22 protein-coding genes are annotated in these 25,613 nt (G+C 39.9%); 10 read left to right on the plus strand and 12 right to left on the minus strand.

The window, feature by feature from the left end; all coding sequences use genetic code 11:
* The first annotated feature begins 579 nt into the window (after window positions 1-579).
* The 4 genes from KO511_RS15740 (at window position 580) to KO511_RS15755 (ending at window position 4,179) form a co-directional block, all read left to right on the plus strand.
* Window positions 580-1,149 carry a hypothetical protein gene (locus KO511_RS15740; RefSeq protein ID WP_215988363.1) on the plus strand — a complete coding sequence of 190 codons (570 nt, stop codon included), beginning with the start codon at window positions 580-582 and terminating at the stop codon, window positions 1,147-1,149.
* A gap of 103 nt (window positions 1,150-1,252) precedes the next feature.
* Complete coding sequence (locus tag KO511_RS15745; RefSeq protein WP_215988364.1) at window positions 1,253-2,170, plus strand: hypothetical protein; 918 nt, start codon at window positions 1,253-1,255, stop codon at window positions 2,168-2,170.
* A gap of 184 nt (window positions 2,171-2,354) precedes the next feature.
* Window positions 2,355-2,819 carry a hypothetical protein gene (locus KO511_RS15750; protein ID WP_215988365.1) on the plus strand — a complete coding sequence of 155 codons (465 nt, stop codon included), beginning with the start codon at window positions 2,355-2,357 and terminating at the stop codon, window positions 2,817-2,819.
* A gap of 124 nt (window positions 2,820-2,943) precedes the next feature.
* The gene (locus KO511_RS15755; RefSeq protein ID WP_215988366.1) at window positions 2,944-4,179 is read left to right on the plus strand and encodes a hypothetical protein; all 1,236 of its coding nucleotides are present in this window, start codon (window positions 2,944-2,946) and stop codon (window positions 4,177-4,179) included.
* 101 nt (window positions 4,180-4,280) lie between these two features.
* Here KO511_RS15755 and KO511_RS15760 read toward each other — a convergent pair whose 3' ends face one another.
* The 6 genes from KO511_RS15760 to KO511_RS15785 form a co-directional block, all read right to left on the minus strand.
* Window positions 4,281-5,018, minus strand: coding sequence for a DUF3726 domain-containing protein (locus KO511_RS15760; RefSeq protein ID WP_215988367.1), 738 nt, complete (start codon window positions 5,016-5,018; stop codon window positions 4,281-4,283).
* On the minus strand, window positions 5,015-6,724 hold the full coding sequence (locus KO511_RS15765) for a hypothetical protein (RefSeq protein WP_215988368.1): 1,710 nt from the start codon (window positions 6,722-6,724) through the stop codon (window positions 5,015-5,017). Before KO511_RS15765 ends, KO511_RS15760 begins: the two co-directional genes overlap by 4 nt.
* Window positions 6,725-6,780: 56 nt before the next feature.
* The gene (locus KO511_RS15770; RefSeq protein ID WP_215988369.1) at window positions 6,781-8,358 is read right to left on the minus strand and encodes a BCCT family transporter; all 1,578 of its coding nucleotides are present in this window, start codon (window positions 8,356-8,358) and stop codon (window positions 6,781-6,783) included.
* 100 nt (window positions 8,359-8,458) lie between these two features.
* Window positions 8,459-9,448, minus strand: coding sequence for a membrane dipeptidase (locus KO511_RS15775; protein ID WP_215988370.1), 990 nt, complete (start codon window positions 9,446-9,448; stop codon window positions 8,459-8,461).
* Between the two features lie 65 nt (window positions 9,449-9,513).
* Window positions 9,514-10,974, minus strand: coding sequence for an aldehyde dehydrogenase family protein (locus KO511_RS15780; protein ID WP_215988371.1), 1,461 nt, complete (start codon window positions 10,972-10,974; stop codon window positions 9,514-9,516).
* 29 nt (window positions 10,975-11,003) lie between these two features.
* Window positions 11,004-11,429, minus strand: coding sequence for a RidA family protein (locus tag KO511_RS15785; protein WP_215988372.1), 426 nt, complete (start codon window positions 11,427-11,429; stop codon window positions 11,004-11,006).
* A gap of 154 nt (window positions 11,430-11,583) precedes the next feature.
* On the opposite strand from KO511_RS15785, the gene KO511_RS15790 reads away from it, so the two are divergent.
* Window positions 11,584-12,462, plus strand: coding sequence for a LysR family transcriptional regulator (locus KO511_RS15790; RefSeq protein WP_215988373.1), 879 nt, complete (start codon window positions 11,584-11,586; stop codon window positions 12,460-12,462).
* A 24-nt stretch (window positions 12,463-12,486) separates the two neighbouring features.
* Here the strand turns inward: KO511_RS15790 and KO511_RS15795 are convergent, their stop codons facing one another.
* Entirely contained in the window at window positions 12,487-13,110 is a 624-nt protein-coding gene (locus KO511_RS15795) for a bifunctional 4-hydroxy-2-oxoglutarate aldolase/2-dehydro-3-deoxy-phosphogluconate aldolase (RefSeq protein ID WP_215988422.1), read from the minus strand.
* A gap of 447 nt (window positions 13,111-13,557) precedes the next feature.
* Here KO511_RS15795 and dld point away from each other — a divergent pair, with 447 nt between their 5' ends.
* Window positions 13,558-15,261: a D-lactate dehydrogenase gene (gene dld, locus KO511_RS15800; protein WP_215988374.1), complete on the plus strand. Its 1,704-nt coding sequence runs from the start codon at window positions 13,558-13,560 to the stop codon at window positions 15,259-15,261.
* Here the strand turns inward: dld and KO511_RS15805 are convergent.
* Window positions 15,258-16,220, minus strand: coding sequence for a LysR family transcriptional regulator (locus KO511_RS15805; protein WP_215988375.1), 963 nt, complete (start codon window positions 16,218-16,220; stop codon window positions 15,258-15,260). The genes dld and KO511_RS15805 overlap by 4 nt on opposite strands.
* 104 nt (window positions 16,221-16,324) lie before the next feature.
* Here KO511_RS15805 and KO511_RS15810 point away from each other — a divergent pair, with 104 nt between their 5' ends.
* Window positions 16,325-17,674: an MATE family efflux transporter gene (locus KO511_RS15810; protein ID WP_215988376.1), complete on the plus strand. Its 1,350-nt coding sequence runs from the start codon at window positions 16,325-16,327 to the stop codon at window positions 17,672-17,674.
* On the opposite strand, the gene KO511_RS15815 is transcribed toward KO511_RS15810, so the two are convergent.
* The gene (locus KO511_RS15815) at window positions 17,671-17,808 is read right to left on the minus strand and encodes a hypothetical protein (RefSeq protein ID WP_215988377.1); all 138 of its coding nucleotides are present in this window, start codon (window positions 17,806-17,808) and stop codon (window positions 17,671-17,673) included. The two genes, KO511_RS15810 and KO511_RS15815, sit on opposite strands and share 4 nt — an antisense overlap.
* A gap of 255 nt (window positions 17,809-18,063) precedes the next feature.
* On the opposite strand from KO511_RS15815, the gene KO511_RS15820 reads away from it, so the two are divergent.
* The 3 genes from KO511_RS15820 to KO511_RS15830 all read left to right on the plus strand — a co-directional run bounded on the left by KO511_RS15820 (window position 18,064) and on the right by KO511_RS15830 (window position 19,513).
* A complete protein-coding gene (locus KO511_RS15820) occupies window positions 18,064-18,570 on the plus strand; it encodes a helix-turn-helix domain-containing protein (protein ID WP_215988378.1) in 507 nt (168 codons plus the stop codon).
* Between the two features lie 73 nt (window positions 18,571-18,643).
* A complete protein-coding gene (locus KO511_RS15825; protein WP_215988379.1) occupies window positions 18,644-18,877 on the plus strand; it encodes a hypothetical protein in 234 nt (77 codons plus the stop codon).
* 3 nt (window positions 18,878-18,880) lie between these two features.
* Window positions 18,881-19,513, plus strand: a complete 633-nt coding sequence (locus KO511_RS15830; RefSeq protein ID WP_215988380.1) for a queuosine precursor transporter — start codon at window positions 18,881-18,883, stop codon at window positions 19,511-19,513.
* 122 nt (window positions 19,514-19,635) lie between these two features.
* Here KO511_RS15830 and KO511_RS15835 read toward each other — a convergent pair whose 3' ends face one another.
* The 3 genes from KO511_RS15835 to KO511_RS15845 form a co-directional block, all read right to left on the minus strand.
* On the minus strand, window positions 19,636-21,543 hold the full coding sequence (locus KO511_RS15835) for an alpha-xenorhabdolysin family binary toxin subunit A (protein ID WP_215988381.1): 1,908 nt from the start codon (window positions 21,541-21,543) through the stop codon (window positions 19,636-19,638).
* A gap of 90 nt (window positions 21,544-21,633) precedes the next feature.
* Window positions 21,634-24,003, minus strand: a complete 2,370-nt coding sequence (locus tag KO511_RS15840) for a hypothetical protein (protein WP_215988382.1) — start codon at window positions 24,001-24,003, stop codon at window positions 21,634-21,636.
* A gap of 66 nt (window positions 24,004-24,069) precedes the next feature.
* On the minus strand, window positions 24,070-25,263 hold the full coding sequence (locus tag KO511_RS15845) for an alpha-xenorhabdolysin family binary toxin subunit A (RefSeq protein WP_215988383.1): 1,194 nt from the start codon (window positions 25,261-25,263) through the stop codon (window positions 24,070-24,072).
* Window positions 25,264-25,613: the final 350 nt, after the last annotated feature.

Genomic DNA, 25,613 nt, shown 5'->3' on the forward strand with positions numbered 1-25,613 from the left:
AATGGATGCCCACAGCTTGATGGCTGAAATGGCGTTTGAATAAACGCACCGATATTCAACCAGAAATACCTTCCTTTAATCTAAATCGACGACAAAATTCCTCAAAATCAGCAGTGCATCAAAACAAACCTCAAAGTGACGTGGATAATTTATTTTTCTCCTTATTGGTGTGTGTCCAATATTAAACGTTATTGGTGTGTGTCCAATATTAAACGAAAGATAAAATCACGATAATCCATTCCCTTAACAATGACTTATTAATTACCCTTATCGACAAAACAAGCCATTTTCATACTCAAATCCAATAAACTGTATAAAAACAGGGATGGGAGGCAAGAGATGGCAAGCAAATTTTTAGAAGGGACTCGATGACATATGCGAATGCGAGGATACAGTCTCAAAACTGAAAAGGCTCATTTATATTGGATTATCGGCTAGTAAACCACAGCGAGGTTCTAACCCGCTTATTCTCACAGAGTTACCTCTCTCCAATCAGGTAAGACCAGTAGTTGATATAAAGATCACCATCAAAAATAATATTCTGATTTCAAGTGTTCAAAAATCATTCAGGTAATATCTATGGAATCAGTGTTAAAAAAATCTAATAAATATTTTTCTGATACTTCAGACTTTATCGAAACTCACGCTGACTCAAAAAGAACACGAGTACTGGCCATGGATGATGTGAATAACATTATAAGCCAAAAGCTATTCAATCATAGACTGACGATAGTAAGCGGTTTTTGGTTACCTTTACATACTCTAAGCCATAAACTTGAAACAATAAGAGATACTCAAGATCCCAATATACCCGCATTGATTCCACTAGGACTTAAAGAAAGAGGGCATTTCAGAACATGTGACCACATCATCCTCGGTATGATCCAAAATGGACAAATGTATGTTTTAGATTCAAAGTTGAACCCATTACATAACTTCGATTACAGCTCAAAAATCAAAGCGTTGAGCACTGGATTTCAAGACATTTCTGATAGAAACAACTGCGGGAGATATGTAGTAAATATCACCATACAACTTGGTCAAGCGCTTCACCATAACCCGAACGCAAATCTAGGTCAGCTAGTAGAAACCATGGAAAGACCTAATCTCATGAAGATTCAGCGCGAGTATGCGAAATACATGTGGTGACTTGCTTTTAAGCAGAACTTTGAATCTGCCTCTGCACATTTTATCTTCCCTCAATAATACGACGATTCTTTACCCAACAACTTAATGCAAGCAGGAAATAACTATGAATACAATTTCGTTGAGTTCGATTGAAAGCATCAAAGAACACAGCAATGAGTTGAAGAACAACTCACCAACAACAATCCTACTCAACGGTCGTTCATATACGGCAACCACGTTGGAAAATGGAGAAATAGGAGTAAGCCGCGACTATTCTGGGCGATTGAGCAATTTACTTAGGCCTTTAACCGCAATCTATGATTTTTTTGCACGGGGTTTCACCACTGAAACTCGGGCAAATACTTTAGAAAATTTTATTAAGCAAGCTGGATTAAACCAAGGTAATTTAGGAAATGATTCCCCCATTGACAGGCAAAATTCAGTAGATGATTTTGAAATGCTCGATAATATCGATGATAAGGATCGCTTGTTGATGGATCAACAAACCAAAGTTCGTAAAGAAATAAATAAGACTGGAAGACTTGAACCAAGCAATATTTCTCTGGCAATCAAAGGTGAATTGGGCGAGGCGCTTTGTCAAGGATGTAATATAGGCATCATAAACGGCCAAGAGTCGACTCTTGCTAATCTCGATAACACCATTAATCGGATTAAAGATGCCAATTCACACAATAACACACTACTCATACCCATTGGATTGACAGAAAGACCGCTTAGACCAACCGGGCATGCTGTACTGGGAGTGGTTCAAGGTGAAAAGACGTACATCATTGATCCAAAAACAAACGTTTTCGAATCGAGTGATTACAAGGGCACGACTATCACTCCGCTTTGTACCAACTTCCAAGGTTTAACAGATGGAACAAACTGCGGACGTTATACCGCTTTTACCGCTATTGAGCTGGCACAGACACTTGAGCTTAAACCTGATACGGATATATCAGAATTCGTAAAAGAAATGCAGAAGACACCACCGGATCTTAACAAGATACAAGACGAATACAAAGATTATATGTTGTAAAGATACCTTCAACGGTCTCTAAATTCCCTCACGAGTAGTGCTAATAGTTTAAGCACTACTTGATCAGGTATAGATAGGCTTGTCTTAACGACCAACTTGGATAGTTGTGAATAATTGTCAGGCTATATGCCATTTTTAAAATCAAGTCTTCATGATTAAATAATCATAATAGAAGGGTAAAATAATGAATCTATTAGTAGATATTTTTGAAGAATTAGGTATTGATGCCAAGTTTGATTCTACAGGAAAGTTTACCTGCATACTGCAAAGCCAAGGAAGTGATCCGCTTCTTCTCGTCGCATACCTAGATCATGTTAATAGAATACTTAAACTATCGGTTACCACTCACCATGAAGTACCAAACACCATTCACTCAGAATTTTTCTCTGACTTTGCTTCAAAGGCAATAGAGCCCTTTCGCGATGGTATTGGAATAGGTGTGCTAGAGGGTGCAAAAAACATTACTGTTTATCAGTCCGTTAAAACTACCGATATCCGAAAAGAATTCATCATTATAACGCTAGAGTCTCTAGTTAAAGAAGCTGAAAATTGGAATAAAAAGTTAGCTCATTATCCTGACGAGATACCCTCTAAGCGTACTGATAGCCCATTACTGAAACCTCAAATACGACCATTTTCTAGATTCTGAGTTGTCTCAGCTAAACCAAATCGCTATCAAACTGTTAAATAAATCAATATAAACCTAAACTACTGATAAATACACAAACTGAATTTGCATAATAGTGCTACTGCACTTTACGCTGGAGACTGACATGAAAATGAATCTACTAAAGCGGTTTATCAAAGATAAAATATTTGGTAAAACCTCAAATTCTGCTAGTGGCATTCAGGTCGCAGAAATGGCCGATGCTCGCATGGGCGCCATGTATATGTTAGCCAGCACTGAAATCACCAAAGTAGCCACAATATCCAATGCCCATTTTTTTAGTGCGTTTGTCGTAGGTACTGAACCTCTTTCTGATTTTAAGCAAGCAGCCGATAGCTTGCTTAGCAATACCGAAACAATGGCAAAATTAAAGAGAACTAAAGCGGCGAAAAAATTATCCAAAGCCGCCAATAAAGTCTCTGAAGTTACCATCGCCATGAAAAATAACATCAAGGAACTATTCGCAAACTTTTTCCGTACTTTGCTTAATAAAGTCCAGCACATTTATGGTGATTTACTCCACGGGATAGAATGGCTAGCAGAAATCGGGTCTTGGCTTATTAGCAAATTTGCTGGTAGTTTGGCGGATGTCGTTCCTGGCTGGGGGCACGTAAGAGGTGCTTCAGCTCTATATTCAGATGTGAAAAAATCTGTATTGAAATCTCAAGACCTCATCACCCAAATATATAAGGGGAGAGGTGTAGAACTACTAAGTGGTCATCCTAGTATTATTTCTAAAGCTCTTGCCCGCCACTCTGCTGCAGGTGCTCTGGGTGGCATTAAAGACTTTACCCTCACTGTGGCAGGTATTGCTGGAGCTACTGCCGTTGGTGTAGGAACACTCGTCAGTTTTGTCATCAGTGTACTAGAGCGCATTATTAAGCTGGTCGATTTTTTTGTTCAACGTTCGCTACTACAAAACACACTCAGTCGCGCCAAAAAAGAGTGGTTAAACCGTACTTCTAACGCCAGCATGCTCAATAATCACAAAATGTTTTCCGAATGGTTCCAGAGTGCAGTGATTACTACACCAGTCATCGCAGCACTTGTGATGGGGAGCGGATTTGTTGGCCATCCATATAGATTTGCTCGGTTGCTGACGCCCAAACTCGAAGCGGTGTCACAAGGTGAATTTGATAAATCTGTCGTTTATATTGATAAACTAAAATCACTATCAACAAAATATGTTCAAGAATATATAGGCAGCTATAAGATAGACTTTACTAGCTCAGATGGCGTAGTGAATGCGAGACTTAATGAGCTTAAAAAGGGAAAAGGATTACTCGATGGTCATGAGTATGCGATTCAATCATCCCCCCAATATCAAACCACATCGGTTTAGGTGATAAAAACCAAGGTGATACCTTGGCTTTATATTGGGTAACAACTAAATTTTATTAAAGGTTGAAAGTTACCCATTCTACTTTGCTCATATCTACATGATCAGCTCACTGCACTCTCGCCAGCTCCCTTTGCCGAGTGTTCACTTTTCTCAACTAAGTACAAGGTCGATTGTTTCTTGAGTTGTTCCCATTCCTCATCTTCCACAAAGACTCCATTTGCCCAAGCAACTTCTTTAGTAAAAAGCAACTTATCTGAACTGATATGGCGTGTATAATCTGGAGTATACTTGGGTATCTCAAAGTCATTTGTAGACAACTCGATCACAATCGTATCACCAAGGCTTGCAGTAAGATTTGAGCTACGTGCATACCATATTTCTGGTGCTGTATTACCTGCATTTAAAATATAAGTCACTTGCTTGGGTTCGGAATAATCAGTCCAAACAGCTCGACAGGCTTTCCCCTTTTTAGCCAATTTAAGTAACTCACCATGAATGAACCAAGGGTTATGACACTGCTGAAGAGTAATAGAAATAAACTTATTGACAGCCATTTTATCAATAGCAAAATCAAGCACACTTGGAAAGTGGCAAGCAACACTACTCGAATGAAGATTAACGTTAAGGCAGCTTTCATTTTGGTTAGTAACGGTAACAGCACGATCTGCCCCCCAGCTATTTCGTCGACTCGCATTGTTAAAATGGCGAATTCCATCAAGACCAAACATCTGTAAATCCGCTACCATTGCTGCTATTACATCAGCTTCCCCATATATACGTCTTGCACCCAGAAAAGCCTTCTCTACGGTAGAAACCAACTCATTGTAGGATACAATCATACTTTTGGCTCCTTAACTGGATTGCTACATGGCATCAATGGGAATAGCCAATTTTCATTCATTTCAGTTAACTCAAGATCACTAAATAGAGGGGCACCCTGATAAAAAGTAACCCGTACCCAACGATCAGATCTTGGATCAAATTTGGTTGCACCGAGAATTGCCAATTTGCAACGCAGTAAATGAATAGGCAATGCATCCTGCCTAAGGACATTAACTTGAATCTCTCCCATTTCACCTTGTGCCATTGTCCAAACTCTACGCGCTATGGTTCGATATTGTGGATAATGCAATAGAAACTGTGCGATGGTGGATTTAGAAGCGTACTTACAAAGTGCGAAATAGAATCGATTAACTTGACGACCAATATCTAATGGTAACTCTTTCTCTTCGCCATATTCTTGACCACGAACACCTAACCTTGGTTCTTCTTTATCTTGAGAGCGGTACCAGAACCAATAATTATTCTCTGGCAGAGAGAAGTCTTCATCGATTGCCCAGCGATACTTTTTTTTCAGAAGCATAATTAAATCATCAACGGATTTCTGAGCGCAAATGGTCAAGTTCTCCTCTGCATTCATCAGTTCTTCTAGCTCATCCACTTGTTTGGGATACATTTCTATCAAGCAAGAAAGTACCACTTCCTGAGTTTCGACACTAAACTGATGAAAGTACTTAAGGCTATCCCGCCATGGCCGTTCTTGGCTAACCTTGACTGTTAGGTCTTGGATGATGCTGATGAGTTCAACCATAGTTTTATGATTTGACTCAGCTTGATCTGTATTAATAGTCTTTGTCTGTTTTAAGTGCTTGACTGCTTGATCAAGTAGTTTGCAAAAACTTGACTGCGAATCAGGATCACAATGCATAGACAAAACCCGCGCTACCGCTTTTTCTCGCGCCGTCATCCATTGATTTACAATACAGGGGTGGTTAACCAGATAAGGTGCCATACCCAAGCCGGTCGCATTGCCAATACCCAAATAACGCCTGAGTCTTTTGTCAAGTTTTACCGCTTTATCTCCACCAACCTGCTTAGCAAGGTAATTGACCCAATCTAAGCTAAATTCTCTTAAGAGATATACCGCACACATTTGAGCACTAAAGGAATGTCGAAAATCAGTATTGGTCTCGAGTAGTTTGAAATCAGCAATACCAAACTTACCATTTCCATATACAGCCGTTGTGCGTAGAACATATCCAGCCTCTGCGAGTAAATCAGGTAGAGGCTGTTCACCTTTAGCTAAGTTAGTAACAAGATGACTAAACACTCGTACACTTTTATTCGCCCGTCCAAGTACTAGCACTTTATTTCGGAATCTCCCGGCTTCCTGTAGAGGAACATTAGCACGCAATTGCGCCATAAGTTGTTCGTCAAGATCACCCATGATGAGTGCAAATGTAACATCCCACTTTTCAGCAATAACTCTATCATTTCGTTCTGTATCATTGATCTCGTCGCAAAAAACCACCAAGTGATAACTGTTTTTAACTGTCGTTAATTGATACACAACATACCCAAACCCCAATGGATTAAGCTGCCACTGTGTGCGAGTTAACTGCCATTTTTGACGTGCCATTTTACGAATCAGACTACGTGAAAAGCTGATTCTATTTTGGTGCATAGCGCCTAGCCTTTCTGGAGCCATTACAATATCTGCATCGCGCAGTGACGTATTTATATCAGTAGTTTCATGTGCATCCATTTTACTCACTACCTCTTGTTGTTATAGAAAGATTGTAATTTTTATATTGTGCCGTCTTATAAGCCCTGCTCTTTGGCCATACGTAATGCAAACTGAGGAGCATTCCATAATGAAGGAAGTAAAATGAGCGAAACGGGTACCGCTGTAATCACGATAAAAGACTGCAATGCAGAGATTCCACCTGAACCTAATGAAATCAATATCAAAGCCGTTACACCCATCATGACTCCCCAGAATGTTCTAACTAAAGCATTGGGCTCAGTATCGCCACTAATGACTACGCTAATGGTGTAAGTCATCGAGTCACCCGTTGTGACAATAAAAATAGTAGTGAGAATTAAAAATAAGACGGAGACCACCATGGGAAAAGGCAGTTGTTGCGTCAAGGCTAGTAATGCCCCGGGTAAATTGAAACCTTCAAACGCGTTACTAATACTTCCAGGTTGTGCAATTTCGAAAGCTAATCCTGAACCACCCACTATGGTGAACCAAAAACAGGTTGTTAATGGCGCGATAATACTGATGGTGACAATAACTTTTCGAATACTCCTTCCTCGTGAAATTCTTGCAATGAAAATGGCCATCATTGGTCCATAACCAAGAAACCAGCCCCAGAAAAATACCGTCCACCAACTGAGCCAACCCTCATCACCGCGATAAGTTGCCATTGGAATAAAGGTATCAAGCATGGTTCCCACACCTTGAATGTAACCATTAAAAATGAAGTCTGTGGGGCCAAACACTAAGATGTAAATCATTAAAGCAATTGCTAACATCACGTTATATCGACTTAGTATTTGCATGCCTCTATGTAAACCACTCAATGCAGACAATGTATAAAGTGTTATTGCAGACAAAACGATAATAAGTTGGGTAACAAACCCATCTGGAATATCAAAAAGTGAATTTAACGCATAGCTAACCTGCAAGCCGAGAAAGCCAATTGGCCCTATAGTCCCTGCAGCTACAGCAACAATACAGCAAGCATCAATAAGCGCCCCCGTATGACCATTTAGTGCTCTTTCCCCTAGAATTGGATAAAGTAGAATCCGTGGTTTTAGTGGATACCCTTTGTCATAGTGAAGGTGCATGACCACAATCGATGTCAAACTGCCTACAATTGACCATGCCAGAAAACCCCAGTGCATAAAAGATTGCGAGAGTGCATTAATGGCAAGTTGATAAGAGTTTCTTTCTTCAGAATAGAGCGGTGGAGGGCTAACAAAATGTGCTATAGGTTCTGCTGCTGCCCAAAAGACACCGCCACCTGCCAATAATGTACAGAAAATGATCGCTGTCCAGCGAAAGGCATCCATATCAGGCTTTCTGGTTCCACCCAGAATTACCTTGCCCGTTTTTCCTGCTGCAAGTCCCAACGCAATAAGAAATGTTAAAAGCAATAACAGTTGCCAATATGGGCCAAATACCTTGACTGACCAAGAGAAACCAGTCGTCACTATTGAGGTAAGCAATTTACCGTCGTATAGTGCCAAGCAAACAAACAAAGCAATAAATCCGCCGCTATACCAAAACGCTGGATTCTTTAACCCAAGCCTGTCCAGAGAATTTTTTTTACTAGTAACATAGTGTTCATCAGGTGCCGAAACACTTATGCCGTGAGGTAAAGTAGACATAATCTGACTCCAAAAAAGTTTTACTTATTATGTTGTTGTAGAAAACCAACCATCGAACAACTCAATGGAAGGTTGAGCTACGTTTTCGTTTTAGGCTGGCTTATAAATGGGCCTCAAGTCCCTGATCTAGAAAAGAGAACCAATTTTCTCCGAGTATTTTTGCTGTTTCATGCGAACTAAAACCACAATCGAGTAATCCGTTGTAGATATTTTCCATACCCTGACTACCGCTAAACCAAGGCAAATTATCAGGCCATCCTGCATTCGCAGAGGATCCTTCGCCATAATCCATCAATTTTGACCAACGGCCATTGCGCATCCACTCCAATACATGCTGAGGCTGGTTTAGGCATAAGTCACTGCCAATACCGAGATGTTCCACACCATATAACTCAGCAGTTTCAGCGACCATTTGACAGAAGTCTTCCAACGAACATTGACTCCCATTAGGTAGGTGAAACGGGTATAAACTAAACCCAATCAAGCCACCACGTTCAGTAAGCGCTTTAATGACAGTTTTTGATTTATTACGTCGAGCATCATGGGCAAAGCTTGGGTTTGCATGGCTAATACAGATAGGGCGAGATGAGAGTTCAATTGCTTCAAGTGTTGAACGTTCAGCACTGTGGGACATGTCAATAATCATCCCTACTCGGTTCATTTCTTCAATGGCCTGTCGACCAAAGCGAGTGACACCAGCATCGTCTTGTTCATAGCACCCTGTCGCAAGTAAGCTTTGGTTATTATACGTGAGTTGCATAACCAATAGCCCCTGACGTCGCATTACCTCAATCAGACCAATTTCATCCTCAATAGGTGAACAGTTTTGTGCTCCAAAAAAGATACCCACTTTGCCTTGCCGCTTTGCAAGCTCTACATCGGCCATTGAAAGAACCGGCATAATCAAATCTGAGTTTTGCTCAAAGTGCATATTCCACTGCGCAAAACGAGTTAACGTTTGACGGGCATTCTCGTGGTAAGCAATCGTCGCATGCACTGCAGTAATTCCACTTGCAAGTAATGTTTGAAAATACTCTCTATTCCAATGACAATATTGCAGTCCATCGATGATAATTCGCTCTTTATACATAACCACTCCTCAATAATTTGTATTCTTTTCATACATAAAGCAGCCTTGTCACTGCTTGAGAAAAATTAGTAAGGGCGCTGATAAGCGGTTTTAACAACGGTGTAAAATTCTTTGGCATATTGTCCTTGTTCACGAGGACCAAAACTGGATTCCTTCCGTCCACCAAATGGAACATGGTAATCTGTTCCTGCGGTTGGAAGATTGACCATCACGCATCCTGTTTGAGCCTGTTGCTTAAAGATGGCGCTTGTTCGTAAACTCTGTGTGATAATGCCTCCGGTTAACCCAAAACGAGTGTCATTGGTAACCTGAATGGCTTCCTCCAAATCTTTTACTCGTATTACACTCGCCATTGGTGCGAAAACTTCTTCTTGATTCACTTCCCAGGCATTTTCAGTGTTGATGAATAAAGTTGGAGACATGTAGTAACCTTGATGTTTTAGCGTTAAACGTTCTCCACCAAAAGCTAACTCCGCACCACTTTGGCGAGCCTTTTCTACCCAACTTAAATTAGCTGCTAATTGCTCGCCATCAACCACTGGCCCCATAAAAATGCCATCTTCTAAGGCATGTCCAACCTTAATTTCACTCATACGTTTTATTAGCGCTTCAACATAGGCGTCGTGGACATCATTCATTACGACAATGCGAGATGAAGCCGTACATTTCTGCCCTGCCCCAGAAAATGATCCTGCAATGGTCGCTTCGACAGCAATTTGAATATCAGCATCATCAGCGATCACTAGTGCATTATTACTGCCCATTTCTAACTGACAACGAACAAAGTTTGGGGCCGTTGCCGCTGCAACTTTTCGTCCTGTATCTACCGAACCAGTAAAGCTGACACCATTCACATCAGATGAATTAATTAAGGCATTCCCAACTTCGGATCCAGTACCTAATACCAAGTTGAACGTACCTGCAGGCATTCCTTGACGATGAATTATTTCAGTCAATGCAACGGCACTCGCTGGGGTTAGGTTTGCCGGCTTCCACACCACGCTATTACCAAATGCAAGCGCAGGTGCAATTTTCCAAGCAGCGGTCGCGGTGGGAAAATTCCAAGGAGATATAATTGCCACTACACCTAATGCCTCACGCGTCACCTCAACCGATACTCCAGGGCGCACAGACAACGCGCTATCACCCATTTGACGTAATACTTCAGCCGCAAAGTATTGGAAAAACTGCCCAGCTCGATAAATTTCTCCACGCCCCTCAGCAAATGGCTTACCCTCTTCACGAGAAAGTATCTCACCCAGTTCATCACAACGAGTTATAAGCTCATCTCCAATCGCTTGTAAAATGGACTGCTTATGTTCAATTGGTGTTTTTTCCCATGTCGGTTGTGCTTGTTTCGCCGCCAAGATAGCTTGTTGGACTTGCCATTCACTGGCTTGGGAAAACTCCCCTAAACTTTCGCTAATATCAGAAGGGTTAATATTTAGGACTGCACTTTCACCTGCTTGCCACTCCCCTTGAATGTAAAGTGACTGCTCTGGTTTAACTTTATCAAATAAGCTCATATACATTTCCTTTAAAGATTTCTTAACTTTTAAATAGATTCATTACTCGATGTTGAAAGGTTTTTTGGGTTGGCAACTGCATAAACCACAAATTCGACAAACATTTCTTCTCTTGCCAAGCCCGACACTATGACTGCGGCTCGATTAGGAAATGGTGCGCGAAAATATTGTGCGTAAATCCGATTAACACTCTCCAAGTACTGCCTGTCAGTCACATAAATCATGACTTGGAGTACCGAATCCAGAGATTCACCGGCACACTCTAAGGTATGTACTAGGTTGCTAAATACTTGGTGAGTTTGCGCTTCAATACCACCACTAACGACAACCCCATCAGCATCAATGGGAATTTGTGCCGTATATAAAGTACTCCCTCCAACAATGGCCCACTCAAGAGGTGCCTTTGATGCAAATAAAGAGGTGTCAATCGGGTGTTTTTGTCTTTTAGTATTCATGGATCCTTAACCTTTGTTACATCATTGTTTTACAAAAGTTAAATCCTGCACTTTGACATTCGATAAATCTAACGGTAAATTTATTACACTTGATAAGTAAAACTTATCATTATATCCCTAAGTCAGTAACTACAATGCACTTGGAGACAAACAAGTGAGTATTAAGCTACAACAATTAAGGCATTTTGTGATGGTCGTCGAGGAAGGAGGTTTTCGTGCAGCTTCCCATAGAGCTAGTCGCTCTCAAGCTGCGCTATCGACATCAATAAAAGAGTTGGAAAAAATTCTTGGCCAGCCGTTATTCGAATCGGGAAATAAATCAAAATTAACCCCTTTTGGAAAAATCTGTTTACCCAAGGTTGAACGATTTATAAATATCTATATTGCATTGGATAATGATTTACGTGCTGCCGCTGCTGGCCAACAAGGAAGAATCAGTATTGCGAGCGTCCCATCTGTAGCAGCAAAACTTATTCCAAACATATTGGGTGAGTTTAATCAAAAATACCCCAATGTAGAGGTGAGTTTGATTGATGATAATGCTGCTGGGGTTGAATCAAGGTTGTTATCAGGAGAGGTCGATCTCGCAATAGGTAATCACTCTAGTGTTAATGAACATAATATTGATTTAACACCATTGATGTCTGATCCCGTGGGGGTCGTATGCAAGCATGACAATCCTCTTGCGAGTGCTCAGCAAGGCGTTGATTGGCAGACCATACAAAAACAGCCCTTTATTCGTAATGGTACCTGCAGCTTACTTGATTCAACCCCAGCTAGAACGTTAAGCCAGAAAGCGCTGTATTCAGTTGAAAATATTACTTCACTCTTTTCTGTTCTGGAATTAGGTATAGGGATAACGACCCTGCCTAAACTTGCATTTCCAACCAAGCAAACCTCTCTCGTTTGGCTACCATTAGTAGAACCAAAAATAGAAAGAAAAATTGGGGTGTTCACCCTTAAAGACACAACCATGTCTCCACAAGCGCAAGCATTTCATGAACTATGTATTAAGCATTTAAGTGGTAGATAAATTAATTAAATCGCGCAATACAAGTTAAAACGTAATGAGTGACGCCTGTTTAACTAGTTGACCTATCTCCTGCCAACAGCCGCGGTCTATCAGTTTTTCCGGTACCATCCAAGTTCCACCACAAGCAACAACTGAATGTACTGCAAGATATTCATTTACATTGTTGATGCCTATCCCTCCTGTGGGCATAAACTTAACTGGATAGACTGCTGATAAAGCTTTAAGCATGGCAAGCCCACCAGATGGCTCTGCTGGGAAGAATTTTAACGTTTTAAGTCCCATCTCCATCGCCTGTTCAACCAAACTCGGACTGTTTACTCCTGGAATAATCGTCACATGTTTATCCAAACAATATTGCACTGTCTTGGGGTTAAAACCTGGGCTGACAATAAAATCGACACCTGCATCAACTGCTTCATCAACTTGATAAGGTGTCAGTACTGTCCCCGCACCAATTAACATATCGGGGTAAGTATCCCGTAATAGCCGTATCGCCTGTGCTGCACAGTTAGTACGAAAGGTAATTTCAGCGCATGGAATACCGTTTTCGATCAGTGTGTGTCCCAAGGGCACGACATCATCTATCTTATTGATGGTAACAACAGGAATTATTTTTAGTTGTGTTAACTTCTTATCAATGGATGTCATAGCGTCATTCTCATACATATGTTCTTAGAAAGGTCATACATTCGTTTTCACATATACTGCAAATCTGAGTTTAAAGTCTCGATGTAATATTTCACTATAATAACGGATTAAGTTTTATTTTTCAGAAGTCGGCGTAGCTTAGTAAGCGAACAAAAAAATGGCACCATGTATTCATTCAAATGTTAATGAGATCACACGTTTGATAACCGAAAATATCAGGTTATGGACATAATATTATATTCTTTTTGAAAAAATACTTTGCTTTAAAATCCAGCAATCAACCCCATGGTAAATCTTAAGAAATTGAAATTATTGAACTTTGCTAAACTATACATTCATCCTTTTCCGAATGTATATACAGGCTTTCGAAATAAAGTGGTGTAGTTTAAATTTCAAAATTAAACTATCTCTCATTACAAATCGTTTACTAAGAAAGTAAAGAACACTATGGATAATCACACGATAATTCAAGCTTTCATCGATATCGTTGGCAGAAAAAACGTTTTAACCGCTGAGAAAAAAACTGAATACTATCGATCCGGTTTTCGTTCTGGAAAAGGTAAAGCGCTTGCGATACTGTTTCCCGGTTCACTTGTTGAACAGTGGCGCCTCTTAGAAACTGCGGTCAAATCTAATTGTATTATTATCATGCAAGCCGCCAAAACCGGACTTACCGAGGGCTCCACACCCAGTGGTGAAGACTACGATCGCGATGTCGTTATTATCAATATAATGCGCATCAATACCTTACACCTTATCGATGGTGGTAAACAAGTCGTGAGTTTGCCCGGTGTTAGCCTTCACCAATTGGAAAAAAAACTCAAAACGGTCAATCGTGCTCCCCATTCGGTTATTGGTTCTTCTTCAATTGGTGCAACTGTTATCGGTGGCATTGCCAATAACTCAGGAGGTGCACTTGTTAAGCGCGGCCCTGCCTACACTGAGTTTTCACTATTTGGTCGAGTAACAAAGGATGGTAAGTTAGAGCTGGTAAACCACCTTGGAATTGAAGGATTAGGTAATACACCAGAAGAAATTCTCACTAATATCGAGCAAGGTAATTTTACACCCGACAGTATAGTTAACAGTGATGCTATGGCTTCAGATAAAGAATATGAGGCTCGAGTACGCAATATAGATTCAGATAGCCCATCTCGTTTCAATGCGGATCCTAGACGTCTATTTGAAGCAAGTGGCTGCGCTGGTAAGCTTGCGGTGTTTGCGGTTCGAGTCGACACCAATACGGTCCCTGAAAATGAGCAACTTTTCTATATAGGATGCAATGACTCTGCAATGCTTAGTCAACTTAGGCGCGATATGCTGAGCCAGTTTACGCATCTTCCTGAAATGGGCGAGTATATGCATCGAGATATATTCAACTTAGCTGAAAATTATGGCAAGGATGTATTCTTATCAATTCACCATTTAGGTACAGATCGACTGCCAAAGTTCTTCGCTCTTAAGGCAAAAGTAGAAGCCATACTAAAACGTATTCCCTTTGTTTCAAATGAACTTCCAGATATCCTTATGTATTGGCTTAGTCAGGTGTTCCCGCAACATTTACCACAACGTATGTTACAATTTAGGGACAAATATCAGCACCATTTGATTCTTAAAATGAGTGATGGTGGTATTGATGAAGCCAAAAAACATCTCGAAGACATCTGGGCTAAAAACGAAGACTGTGAATATTTTATTTGTAGTGAGGATGAAGGCAAAAAAGCGTTACTTCATCGTTTTGCTGCAGCTGGTGCCGCTATACGTTACGAAACCATACATTCTAACGATGTCGAAGAAATTCTCGCTCTAGATATCGCATTGCGCCGTAATGACATTGAATGGGTTGAGCAATTACCAAAAGAAATAACGAAAGACTTAGTTGTTGGGCTTTATTATGGGCACTTTATGTGTCATGTATTTCACCAGGATTATATCTTTAGAAAAGGGGCTGACACGAAGAAAATCAAAAAGGAGATGCTTGAGCTCCTGACTCAAAAAGGTGCCAAATACCCTGCCGAACATAATGTGGGTCACCTTTATGAAGCCGAAAAACAGTTGCAGGCATTTTACCACGCACTAGACCCAACCAATACCTTTAACCCTGGTATAGGAAAAATGAGTAAGTATAAGCGCAACTGCAATTGCTGTTAAAATGAACCAAAATTCACTTGTTGGCTATCCCAGCCAAAACTTTCACACATCGCTTTGAGCTGACCCAACTCACTTTGGGTTTGCTCAACAAGCCAGTTATGTATTTCATCAATAACCAAGCTTCGACTAGGTTTATAGCAAAAATATTGCCATTGGCTATGTTGCAAAATTACATCATCTGGGCATTTAAGAAACTCACGCTTAAGCTCTGGCAATACTAGTAATAGATCGGTAACCGTCACTCCTTGACCAGCTAAACACGCACTTAGTGCTAAATCTAAACTATAAAAAACGGTGTCTCTGCTTTTTTTTATTCCTTGCAAATTAGCCTGATTTAACCAATTCTTCCAGTCTTGGTGGTCGAGTGTGGCATGTAAATGAGGTAGTGTAAGTACATCTTGGAGCGGCACATTTTGATCTGATAGGGATTTAGCATACACTGGCGCCATATACTCCTCACGCAAAAAAGTCACATCTTTCCTGCCTTTGTATTTATCTCTTCGGCAAGTATTTACAATCAACAAATCACAGTCTTCCGAGTCTAAGTCTGGATCTTCTTCAATTGAAGGAATAATAACGATTTCGTGTTCAGGGTATTTTTCATTAAGGATAACAACTTGAGGTAAAAGAATACGAGTTGCGTAACCTAGCGCACTTTTTATCACAATCCTTTGCTTATGAGATGAAGACCAATCACCTATTAATTTATCCAATGCATGATAGCTTGCACTCAAGCTCTGGTATAACTCATAACCTTTTGCCGTAAGCTCAATCGCTCGATGCTTACGTAACACCAATGGAGTACTTAATGCATCTTCAAGCTGTTTAACTTGTCGACTCACAGCACTTTGAGTCACATTTAATTCATCGGCAGCTTTAGTAAAACTCATCAAGCGTGCGACAGACTCAAATACTTTAAGCCCATTGTGCGAATAAGGAAGAAAATTATAACCAGACATTGCTTTCTCACATGATTTTAACTCATGTAAGGGTGACATAAATATCATTTGAAGGCCAGAGGCCAAAAGCGTAGTTTATGCTGGTAAACTACCCGAGGCATATAATGAAAACAATTCTCTCATTAGCATTCCCATTAATCATTTCACAGCTCATCACCATGGCATTAGTTTTAACCGATGTTTGGATGATGTCACAACTAAGTGTGTCTGCACTAGCAGCTGGCGGATTAGGGGCATCAGTTTACAGCTTTGTGTTTATTATTGCGAGCAGCTGTGTCGGCTGTGTCGCAAACCTTATCGCTATCGCTTATGGCCAGCGAATTGCAAGACCAGCATTTGGAAATCAACAAATTCGCCATGCCGTTAAAGGCGCTATATTACTGTCCTTCATTTTAACTTTAGTTCTCACTTTAAGCTTTAATTACGTTCCAAATTTACTCATTCTTTCCGATCAGCCTGAACAGTTAATTAATCCCGCAATGAGTTACCTCAATACCTTAAAGTGGGCAATGCTCCCTTCACTCATTTTGCTTGTCTTACGTGGCCTAACCAGTGCACTAGGAAGCGCTCGTTCAATTATGGCTATGTCGCTGTTGACCGTTGTATTAAATGTCCCGCTAAGTTACCTATTTGCATTTACATTTGAACAAGGTTTATCAGGCCTTGGGGCAGGTACGGCACTAGCATCTTTTATCGTTATGTTAGGTTATGGTTACTGGGTCTTTAAACGATCAGAATATCGCTCATTTTCACCGTGGACAAAAATCGATGAATACTCATTTTCATTACTCAGACCCCTATTGTCTCTTGGATTACCAATCACAATGGCAGCATTACTTGAACATGGTTTGATTTATGGGGGAACTCTAATGGCTGGAGCTATTAGTGTCGCAGCCCTTGCATTGCACCAGATCCTGATTCAATGCCTAAGCTTTACTTGGAATATAAATTTTGGCTTCTCACAAGCAGCCGCAATTCTGGTTGGTAGAGATTTCGGCGCAGGAAACGCTGAAGGAATCAAACGCACAGTCAAGCGAAGCTTTATGATAACAACAATACTCAGTTCAGTACTCGCAGGACTCTTTATATATTATCCTGAAGCTATCAGCACTCTATTTAACCTCGACACTCAAATGTCTGATTTATTAATAGCCGTGATCTGGGTCGTAGCCTTATCATTTATTGTTGATGCATGGCAGCTACTTGCAATCAACTTACTGCGTGGGATGAAAATAGTTTTAGCCCCCACTTTTGTCACAGCCATTGGCTACTGGTTATTTGGCTTGCCTGCTGCTTGGTTCCTACTACAGGACCATGGTTTAGCGGGTATCTGGGGGGGAATCGGCATCGGGCTTGGTATCTCTGGTATTTTATTACTTGCACAGCTTTTATCTACTATATATAAACACAGATCCATAAAACCTGGTACAGGTAACCCAAGTTTTGCGTCTTAGAACTCAGCAAAAGTATCACTAAAATAAGACCAAATCTGCCCCCATAAACCAATGAATAAATCAGGTGTTCCACCTTTGGCTTTGAACACTAAATACTTACCAGAATTAGCCGCAACGTCTCGAGTATTCTCCACCTTTGTTGGATCTATGTATATTAGTTAACCTACTTTAATCTTATATTATGCTAATGAACCATAAAAACTCTAGCAATATAAACCCTCATTAAAAAATGCCCATCAAATTATTGAAAATAAACACTGGAAAAATTATATAAAAACATTTAAATTCTCCAAAAAATAACAATAAACAAACATAAAACCAAGACAAGTTAAATGTTTGTCTTAAACAACCTTTAAACATGAACATAATCACAGTTTGGCAAATTTAAAATGATAGATAAAATAATAAGACTAATTAATGACAGTAAGCATGATACAGGCGGGGTTAAGTTTTTAGCTCAAGAAATGGGGATAAAGTACAGTACTTTATATAGCCTATATTCAGGCAAGAATAGTAACCCAACGATAGAAACAGTTGGAAAAATTTGTGATTACTATAACATTACTTTTTCAGATCTTTCAGATGATGCTGTTCCACCCTACCACTTTGATAAATTGAGTTCCGATATTATAGAACTCTGTAATAAAAGAGATACGGATATCTACATTAAAAACAACCTTCTAATTGACACTTTACCAAAAAGTAGCCAGCTGATTTTTGAGAAGTTTGTCCCACCATTAAAAAACAAAAATCATTATATCTGTAAATCAAAATCAGGCGAAGTTGTTCTTAGAAAAATAATAGAAGAAGACAATAAGTTTATTTTTATATCTTCCAATAGGATAATTCACGAAGATAACTACCCAATCATGCAACTTAAAAATGTCAAAATTTAACTTATTTAAAATAAGAAAAAAACGCTCTAACTTATATTCTATCGACGGATTGGTAGGATTTATTGACAAGGAGATGTTTAAACATGCTTATATCGACAAGCATGATGTCGGGCTTCATAAGGATATATACTCTATTTCTGATGAACGCATACGCTCAATCAACGTAAAAGATAAAACCATTGAGATGGAAATATCTGATATTCCGGTAACCGTCTCAATGAAAAGTTTACTAACACCTTCAATTAGAAAAAAACTAAGGATTAGCAATGAAAACTTTATAGCCATTTACAATCTTATGGAGCGATAGCCATTGAAGCGTCTTGAAACTTCGACTATGGCTGCCACTCTTGGTATCTTTTGCTTTCTTACAGCATCCAACTTAGCGGCAGCCAAATCAATTGAAGTATTTGGTATTTATTTAACTGCGGGGTTCTTTACCTACCCATTTGTTTACTTCTTTTCATCAATCATTATCGCCACAAGGTCACCAAAAACATTTTTTAAGTGTATAACTATGGCATACATAGGCTATCTAGTTTTTATAAGTTTGATGTATATGTCCACGATTATTCCGGGAATTAAAGCTGAATCAAACTACAACCAAAGCCTTAACTCAGTATATAGCTTAGTCAACTACCGTGTTTACTTATCATCACTATGTGCTTACTTTGTGTCCATGTCGATGTTTGGAGTATTATTTACCGCGCTTAAGATTAGAAATATGGCCTTACGCATTACACTTTCTACATTTTTTGTCGCTTTAGTCGATGTTAAGTTATTCCTCGTTTTGGCCTTCTTTGGTGTCAAAGAAAATAATTTACTGCTCAATATTATTGTTTGGTCTAGTGCTGTAAAATTAGTTGCGCAATTAATCCTGCTCCTACCAGCTATTTGGACCATTAACATGATCCGAGATAAAGATGAATTCTGCTTTTCTAATTAGTAAATATAAGGAGGCATTGGTTAGATGCCCCCACAACTCCGATTGCACAGTGATGTTAAGGGTTGTATGGTAACCAATACTGGTGCAGGCCATTGCTGATAACCATCAAGATATTATTTAAACTATTTGCAAGAAACATATCCAGTCCAAGATTTCATCGACATGATTGGGTTAGCATCGCGAATATACATCGTATAATCCCAGTTGTAGTCCTTAGGGTTGTTATCAGTCCAATACACTCTATGGGTTGGCCAGCCAACTCCACCTTCTGCTGAAAAAGCACTCAATTCCTCGACACTTGGTAAACGCATACCTCTCTGAGAACACATATTCTCCGCCTGATCATAAGTAAACGTCACCCATTTAGGCCCAAAGTCTATCTCGGACTTATAGCCCGTATATACATAACCCTCTCTGTCGGCTTCTTCCTTTGTTACGGGCAAAGAAAATTCATTTGAAACCTCTGGCGGAGGAGGTACTGGCGTATTTAGCACTTCACCACCAGTACAAGCAACATATTGATGACCATGAGGATAGAGTTTTGAACCTCCACCGTCTACGCCAACCGTATAGTAGCGTCCCTGAGGGTCAATAGTCGCTGACCAATAGTGGCTAGCAACTGGCCATACATTAGGGTCAATATCTTCGTATTGCTTAAACCAAGCTTGTAGCTCTTCAAGTTCAAATTTAGTTGGAAGACGCATACCTTGGTCTTGGCATAAGTCAGTCGCTTGTTGATAGTTATAGGTCGGCCACGATAAACCCGTAGCGTATTCTGTTATTTCAGTTGAGTATGAAATACCTAAGTCATCAGCCAAACCGCTTCGAATTGGCACACTAAACTGTGTTGAGGATATTCCAGTTACATCAGAGTTTGCTAACCACGTCTCTCCTTCATTGCCAAGATTTTCCCATCGGGATTGCAGTTTTTCGACCTCTAATTCAGTCAAGTAAGCTGCAATAAAGTTATCTGGATCATGAAGGACATCATTACTGTTTATGGCATTAACTCCTTTAATAACACTTTCCAATTGACTCGAAATCAGAGCCCAACCCCCTCTCAACCTTTGCTGCGCTGCCAAAGCAGAGCGTGTGCTTTCTAGTATGTTTTTTATACTATCTGTCGCAATGTTCCAAGATAAATATACGGCTTGATCGTGCGCCATCTCTTCTCTTAGGACAATAACATCTTCACGAATAGACTGAATCTCATTTTTCAAAGCCACTGCTTTCGCAGAGCCAGCACCTGCGGTGCTTATTGCGGCAATCGTTCCAAAAGGAAAGATCCATGCATAAGTAGGCGTGGTTGCGGCTACGGTTACCCATTTACGGTATTGACTATTAAGTTCATCGATTCTTTGTTTTAGCGCATCAATCTCTCTACTGGCTTCACTTCCGTCATTCTCAAGAATACCTTGATTTGAACTTTGCAACCGATCGAGGTCTTGTACCTGAACATCGAGAGAATTGATAAAATCGGTTAAGCCATACCCGAGTGCATCTGCAGCTTGGTAATACCTAGTCGCGTCCTCAAGCATTGCCTCTAATATTACTAGTAAATCTGCTTTTGCCCGTTCAAACGCCATATCATCGGCATTCTCCGCCGCTTCCACAATGAGTTGTGATTGCAGCAACATTCCAGTAGAAGAATCGTTCATCTCATGAGAATACTCAATCAGGTTTTCAACCAAAGTAATCATCCTATCGCGATAGCCAGATTCTCCTAACCAATCGCTCGATATATGATTGATATTTTGATAATTAGAGAGTAAGTCTTGATATACCCCATCAAAGTCCACGTAATTACTCATATTAAAACGCTTACGCATACTCTCTTGAGTAACAGGTAGTGTACTCGCACTGCGAGCCAACATATTCAATTCAATCCATTCTTCTTCGCTTAGAAGGAAGTCATCGCTCTCAGATGAAAATACATCCAAATTGCCCAAACCATTATAGTTTTCAGCCAATGATATGTTATTTACTGCCAACATACATGACACTGCTAACACTGTTTTGCACCAATCCATAGTTGCCTCTTAAGATCTAAGGTTTTAATAAAATTGAGGTTTAGATTGCGCTATAGCACTTCTGCATAGCACAAGGATAAGAATTGAAATCTAAAACTCGGGCGTTACCCACTCTCCAGAGAAGGAAAGCTTAATATTCTCAACTTTGCTTAAGTCGACTTTTTCGTGCTCGAATAATTTGACCGTCCAAGTAGAAAACGGCGTGGGTTTGAAAATGAACTTACCAAAGTTCTCTGATATGTCACCGGGAGTAATAATGTTATATTCATCTCCCTGTTTATCGTACGAATATATACGGTGGGATTCTTTAGTGTTGAATATATATGGCTGGTTCTGGTAAAAATCCCTAAACTCTCCAGTGTGGGTAATTTGAAATTCATATCTGCCGTCTACTAATTCTGTTCCATACAGCTCAACACCAATACTATTTAAACGGACCCTTTCTTTATTGTTAAATATTCCACCACCAAAAGTTTCATGGTTTTGCTCGTTAACAATAAAGCTAAATTCACCAGTCTCTTTTAATTGATTGAGTATTGCTTGATCATTGATGTCTGTATCTATTGAAAAGCTCTGTGGAGGGTTTTCATAGAAGCTTTCAATCACATGAGAAAGTTGTTCATCCATAGAGACCAGATTTTGATTGTATTCTAAATAACTGGCGTTAATGCGAGGGGTGACCGTACTATCTTCGAAGGTATGATACTTATAAGCAGCGTTATAGTTGAGCAAAGCACTATAAAGAGGGCGCTTAAACAGGTTGTATGCACGGTAAAGGTACTGTTCGACTTCCTGCAGAGCTTGCTCGTCCGTATCCAAGTCGTTTATGTACTGAACAACGCTATCATAGTCTTTTTCAATCGCTTCTTTCGCTAGCTGAAGCTCAGTTAACCTATAGGTTGCTATGACAGCCTTGACCTGCAAGCCTGAAACACTCGAGCCCCAAGTCATGAGCTTATTCAGCTCATTCTTGTACTCTCTTGTACCTAAAACACCCAACTCCTGAGCCGCGCCAAGTGCAGTATCAATATCGATTCTAGCAAGCTCCCAACCAGTGCTAGACGACCCGAGATCAGGGATATCGATTTCTGTTTCCCTCATTAGACCATTAAGCTCTGCGGTCAGTTGATTGCTTTTTATCAGTTTCAATATGGAATCTAGATTGGCACTGAGATCTTTAATCTTCTTAATATCTTTACTAAGCTGCTCTAAACGTTTTGAAATCGTCACTGCTTGCTGAGCATCTTGAGCTGCATCACCTATGGCTTGTGCTGCGCTTTCAATTCCAGCAGGACCAATCGTAAATGCAGAGATCACGGACGAGCCTAGATCAGCCAATGAACTAAACACTTCAATCGCTATACCAGCGATAAACTTACGCTGGTAGTCAATAATGCCTTGCCTGAAGTTCTGCTTTGCAACTTCGACAACACCCTCTTGCTCCTTAAAACTTTCAATTTTGCTCTCAATACTGTTTTGGAAAGATGTAATCTGCCTTTCTTGGTTTTCAATGATCGCTTGCTGGGCACTCAGTGCATTATCCAGCTTATCCAACATCAAACGTGCACTGTCTTTTCTCGCTTGGACATCATTTTGGTGGTTTTCAAACTGATCATATTCACTCTGAAACGCTTCCATCGCGTCCAAAATCTGACTGTAGCTATTGGAATATAAATTTAAATCAAGAACTGGAACAAAATTCTGATCTTTTTGAGAGGAAGAATAAAATAAGCTCAAGCTTTTTAGAGCACGAAAAGTATCGTCAAAATTCCAATCGTTTTCCTCATTAATGAGCGCATCACTATTTGCTAATAAATTCGCATACCATTCTAGTATATCAATACTAAGCTGAGGTTTACTGTCATACGCAGACATTCCGTAATCATAAGCAAGATTAAAAATATAATCTCTATCTTCGTTTAATTGTACAATAATGCCTTCAATACTTTCGCTATCATAGCTAACGGTTTCCCTGCCAAGTAAGTTTCTATAGGTAAATTTAAAATTCTCACCTTTGTCTTCGACTCGTGTAACCGTTCCTGTATGTGAAGTAATCAGTATTCCTGCCTCAATCTTATCCGCAATAATAGTCACCGATGTATTGGCATCTTCTAATTGACTAAAACCAATCAGACCATCACCTTGGATGTAACGGGCTAGTATCACAATATGTTTGCCTTGGATATTTTGCGAAACTACTTCATCAAGCAATAATGTATCGGCAATAAAAATATAACGCCCTCTGCCTGGATACTGCTCAAAGGTTCTGTTGAGTTCCGCCGAATCAAGCAACATAGCTTGTCTCACCACTTTTCGGCTACTAACGTCCGTCACTTCCTTTGTTTGACCGGGCATATAGCTTGGTACAGAAACATCATAGAAATCAGACCATGGATTCGCTGACACGCCAAAACTTGCTAGCAGCAACCCAGTAAGAATTTTGCTCTTTTTGAAAAACATAGCGTTACTCCATCAACTTAGTGGGGAAAATTAAAGGCAGCCAGATCTGTGGCTGCCTTAGTGCTGCTATTCGTTGCTTTGAGTCACGTAAGAATTACGTACCCACTCCTCTGTTGTCTCTTTAATTTCTCCCCAGCGAGTTTCTAACTCTTGAAGCTCTGTCGCGGTTAGTGCAATGGCGATCAGCAAATCAGGATTATCGATAACATCTTCGCTGTTTGCTCCTTGTATCCCGTCAAGTGCCGCTTGAAGCTGAGCAACAACGAGTACCCAAGCCCCTTTGAGTTTCTCTAGCGCATTAAGTGCTTCTGATAGTTGATCTCGAGTGTTGGTAATACTGCCATTGGCAAGCTGCCATGAGGCGTATGTTAGCTCCTCGGTCCTAAGACGTTTGGTCAGGCTCTCAATGTCTTCTTTGATAAATTTGATTTCATTTTTTAATGCAATAGCTTGCGCTGTCCCGCCAGATGCAGCACCAATCGACGCGATTAAACCAAAAGGAAAAGCAACCGTAGAATAAACGGGAGACGTTGCTGCCACTTTTACCCACTTACTGTATTCCTTATTTACCTCTTCAATTCTATCTTGTAGGGCATCTATCTCATCTTTTGTCGCTGAACCGTCATTTTCAAGAATATCAGTATTTGCCGACTGAACTTCTTGAAGTTCTTGATCTTCTGCATCTAACGTATTGACGAACTCTGTAAGTTTTGTACCAAGTTCATCAGCCTTATCATAATATTCTTGAGTGTCGGTTAGCATGTTATCTAGCAATCTGCGAATGATGGTTAGATACGAATCACCAACCGCTAGATTATTGTCATTAATCGCTAAATATAACTTGTCAACAAAATAAGATATATTCTCACTACCTGTCAGAACATCGTCCGAGTAAATAACAATATCTGTAGCTAAGCCGACCATTTGGTCTCTATAGCCCCCCGCATTTAGCCACTGCCCAGAAATATCATGCACACTTTGATAACTTCTCAAAAGTTCTTGGTAGTTACTTCCAAAATCCAGAGAACCTAATAGGAATTCGTTGCGCATGTCGTCTTCGGTAATAGGGAGTGCCCTTGCTGTCGCAGAAAACAGCTGAATGGCTGCCCATTCATCTGTACTTAAAACAAACTTTTCTTCATTTGCTTCTTCACTTATATAAGTAAAGTCTTCTGGGGCATCACCAATTTTTTCTGCGAGAACATTTGCAGTAAAACTACAGGCCAATAATGTAGCTAGAGCACTTCTTTTGAATTTCATATTTATACCTCATCAGATCGTTTGCTTACTAAACAGACTGGGTTATTTAATAGACGACTATGTGTTCAAATATCATTCAAAATACTGCTTCATCGATTTAGCAAAATAAATAACAATAATATCAGTATGGGATATTGGTTTAATAAATGTTACTTAAATGTTATTTTTATGTGTTATCGATCGAAAATTGACCATGCTTTGGGCCTAGAAATAAGCTAAGAAATATTTATATATTTTTTTAAAATAGAGAAGTGAGTTTGAGTAAAATTTTCTATATGAAGATTAAAATTTTTTAGTTATGGGTAGTGTGAATGCAATTAATATTTTTTATTTATATAATTAGTAGTGTT

Source organism: Vibrio hepatarius (assembly GCF_018860525.1).
Classification (GTDB): domain Bacteria; phylum Pseudomonadota; class Gammaproteobacteria; order Enterobacterales; family Vibrionaceae; genus Vibrio; species Vibrio hepatarius_B.

Coding starts and splice junctions, on each gene's coding strand:
- KO511_RS15740 (WP_215988363.1), top strand. CDS start 580: ATGGAATCAGTGTTAAAAAAATCTAATAAATATTTTTCTGATACTTCA.
- KO511_RS15745 (WP_215988364.1), top strand. CDS start 1,253: ATGAATACAATTTCGTTGAGTTCGATTGAAAGCATCAAAGAACACAGC.
- KO511_RS15750 (WP_215988365.1), top strand. CDS start 2,355: ATGAATCTATTAGTAGATATTTTTGAAGAATTAGGTATTGATGCCAAG.
- KO511_RS15755 (WP_215988366.1), top strand. CDS start 2,944: ATGAAAATGAATCTACTAAAGCGGTTTATCAAAGATAAAATATTTGGT.
- KO511_RS15760 (WP_215988367.1), bottom strand. CDS start 5,018: ATGATTGTATCCTACAATGAGTTGGTTTCTACCGTAGAGAAGGCTTTT.
- KO511_RS15765 (WP_215988368.1), bottom strand. CDS start 6,724: ATGGATGCACATGAAACTACTGATATAAATACGTCACTGCGCGATGCA.
- KO511_RS15770 (WP_215988369.1), bottom strand. CDS start 8,358: ATGTCTACTTTACCTCACGGCATAAGTGTTTCGGCACCTGATGAACAC.
- KO511_RS15775 (WP_215988370.1), bottom strand. CDS start 9,448: ATGTATAAAGAGCGAATTATCATCGATGGACTGCAATATTGTCATTGG.
- KO511_RS15780 (WP_215988371.1), bottom strand. CDS start 10,974: ATGAGCTTATTTGATAAAGTTAAACCAGAGCAGTCACTTTACATTCAA.
- KO511_RS15785 (WP_215988372.1), bottom strand. CDS start 11,429: ATGAATACTAAAAGACAAAAACACCCGATTGACACCTCTTTATTTGCA.
- KO511_RS15795 (WP_215988422.1), bottom strand. CDS start 13,110: ATGACATCCATTGATAAGAAGTTAACACAACTAAAAATAATTCCTGTT.
- dld (WP_215988374.1), top strand. CDS start 13,558: ATGGATAATCACACGATAATTCAAGCTTTCATCGATATCGTTGGCAGA.
- KO511_RS15805 (WP_215988375.1), bottom strand. CDS start 16,220: ATGTCTGGTTATAATTTTCTTCCTTATTCGCACAATGGGCTTAAAGTA.
- KO511_RS15810 (WP_215988376.1), top strand. CDS start 16,325: ATGAAAACAATTCTCTCATTAGCATTCCCATTAATCATTTCACAGCTC.
- KO511_RS15820 (WP_215988378.1), top strand. CDS start 18,064: ATGATAGATAAAATAATAAGACTAATTAATGACAGTAAGCATGATACA.
- KO511_RS15825 (WP_215988379.1), top strand. CDS start 18,644: ATGTTTAAACATGCTTATATCGACAAGCATGATGTCGGGCTTCATAAG.
- KO511_RS15835 (WP_215988381.1), bottom strand. CDS start 21,543: ATGGATTGGTGCAAAACAGTGTTAGCAGTGTCATGTATGTTGGCAGTA.
- KO511_RS15840 (WP_215988382.1), bottom strand. CDS start 24,003: ATGTTTTTCAAAAAGAGCAAAATTCTTACTGGGTTGCTGCTAGCAAGT.
- KO511_RS15845 (WP_215988383.1), bottom strand. CDS start 25,263: ATGAAATTCAAAAGAAGTGCTCTAGCTACATTATTGGCCTGTAGTTTT.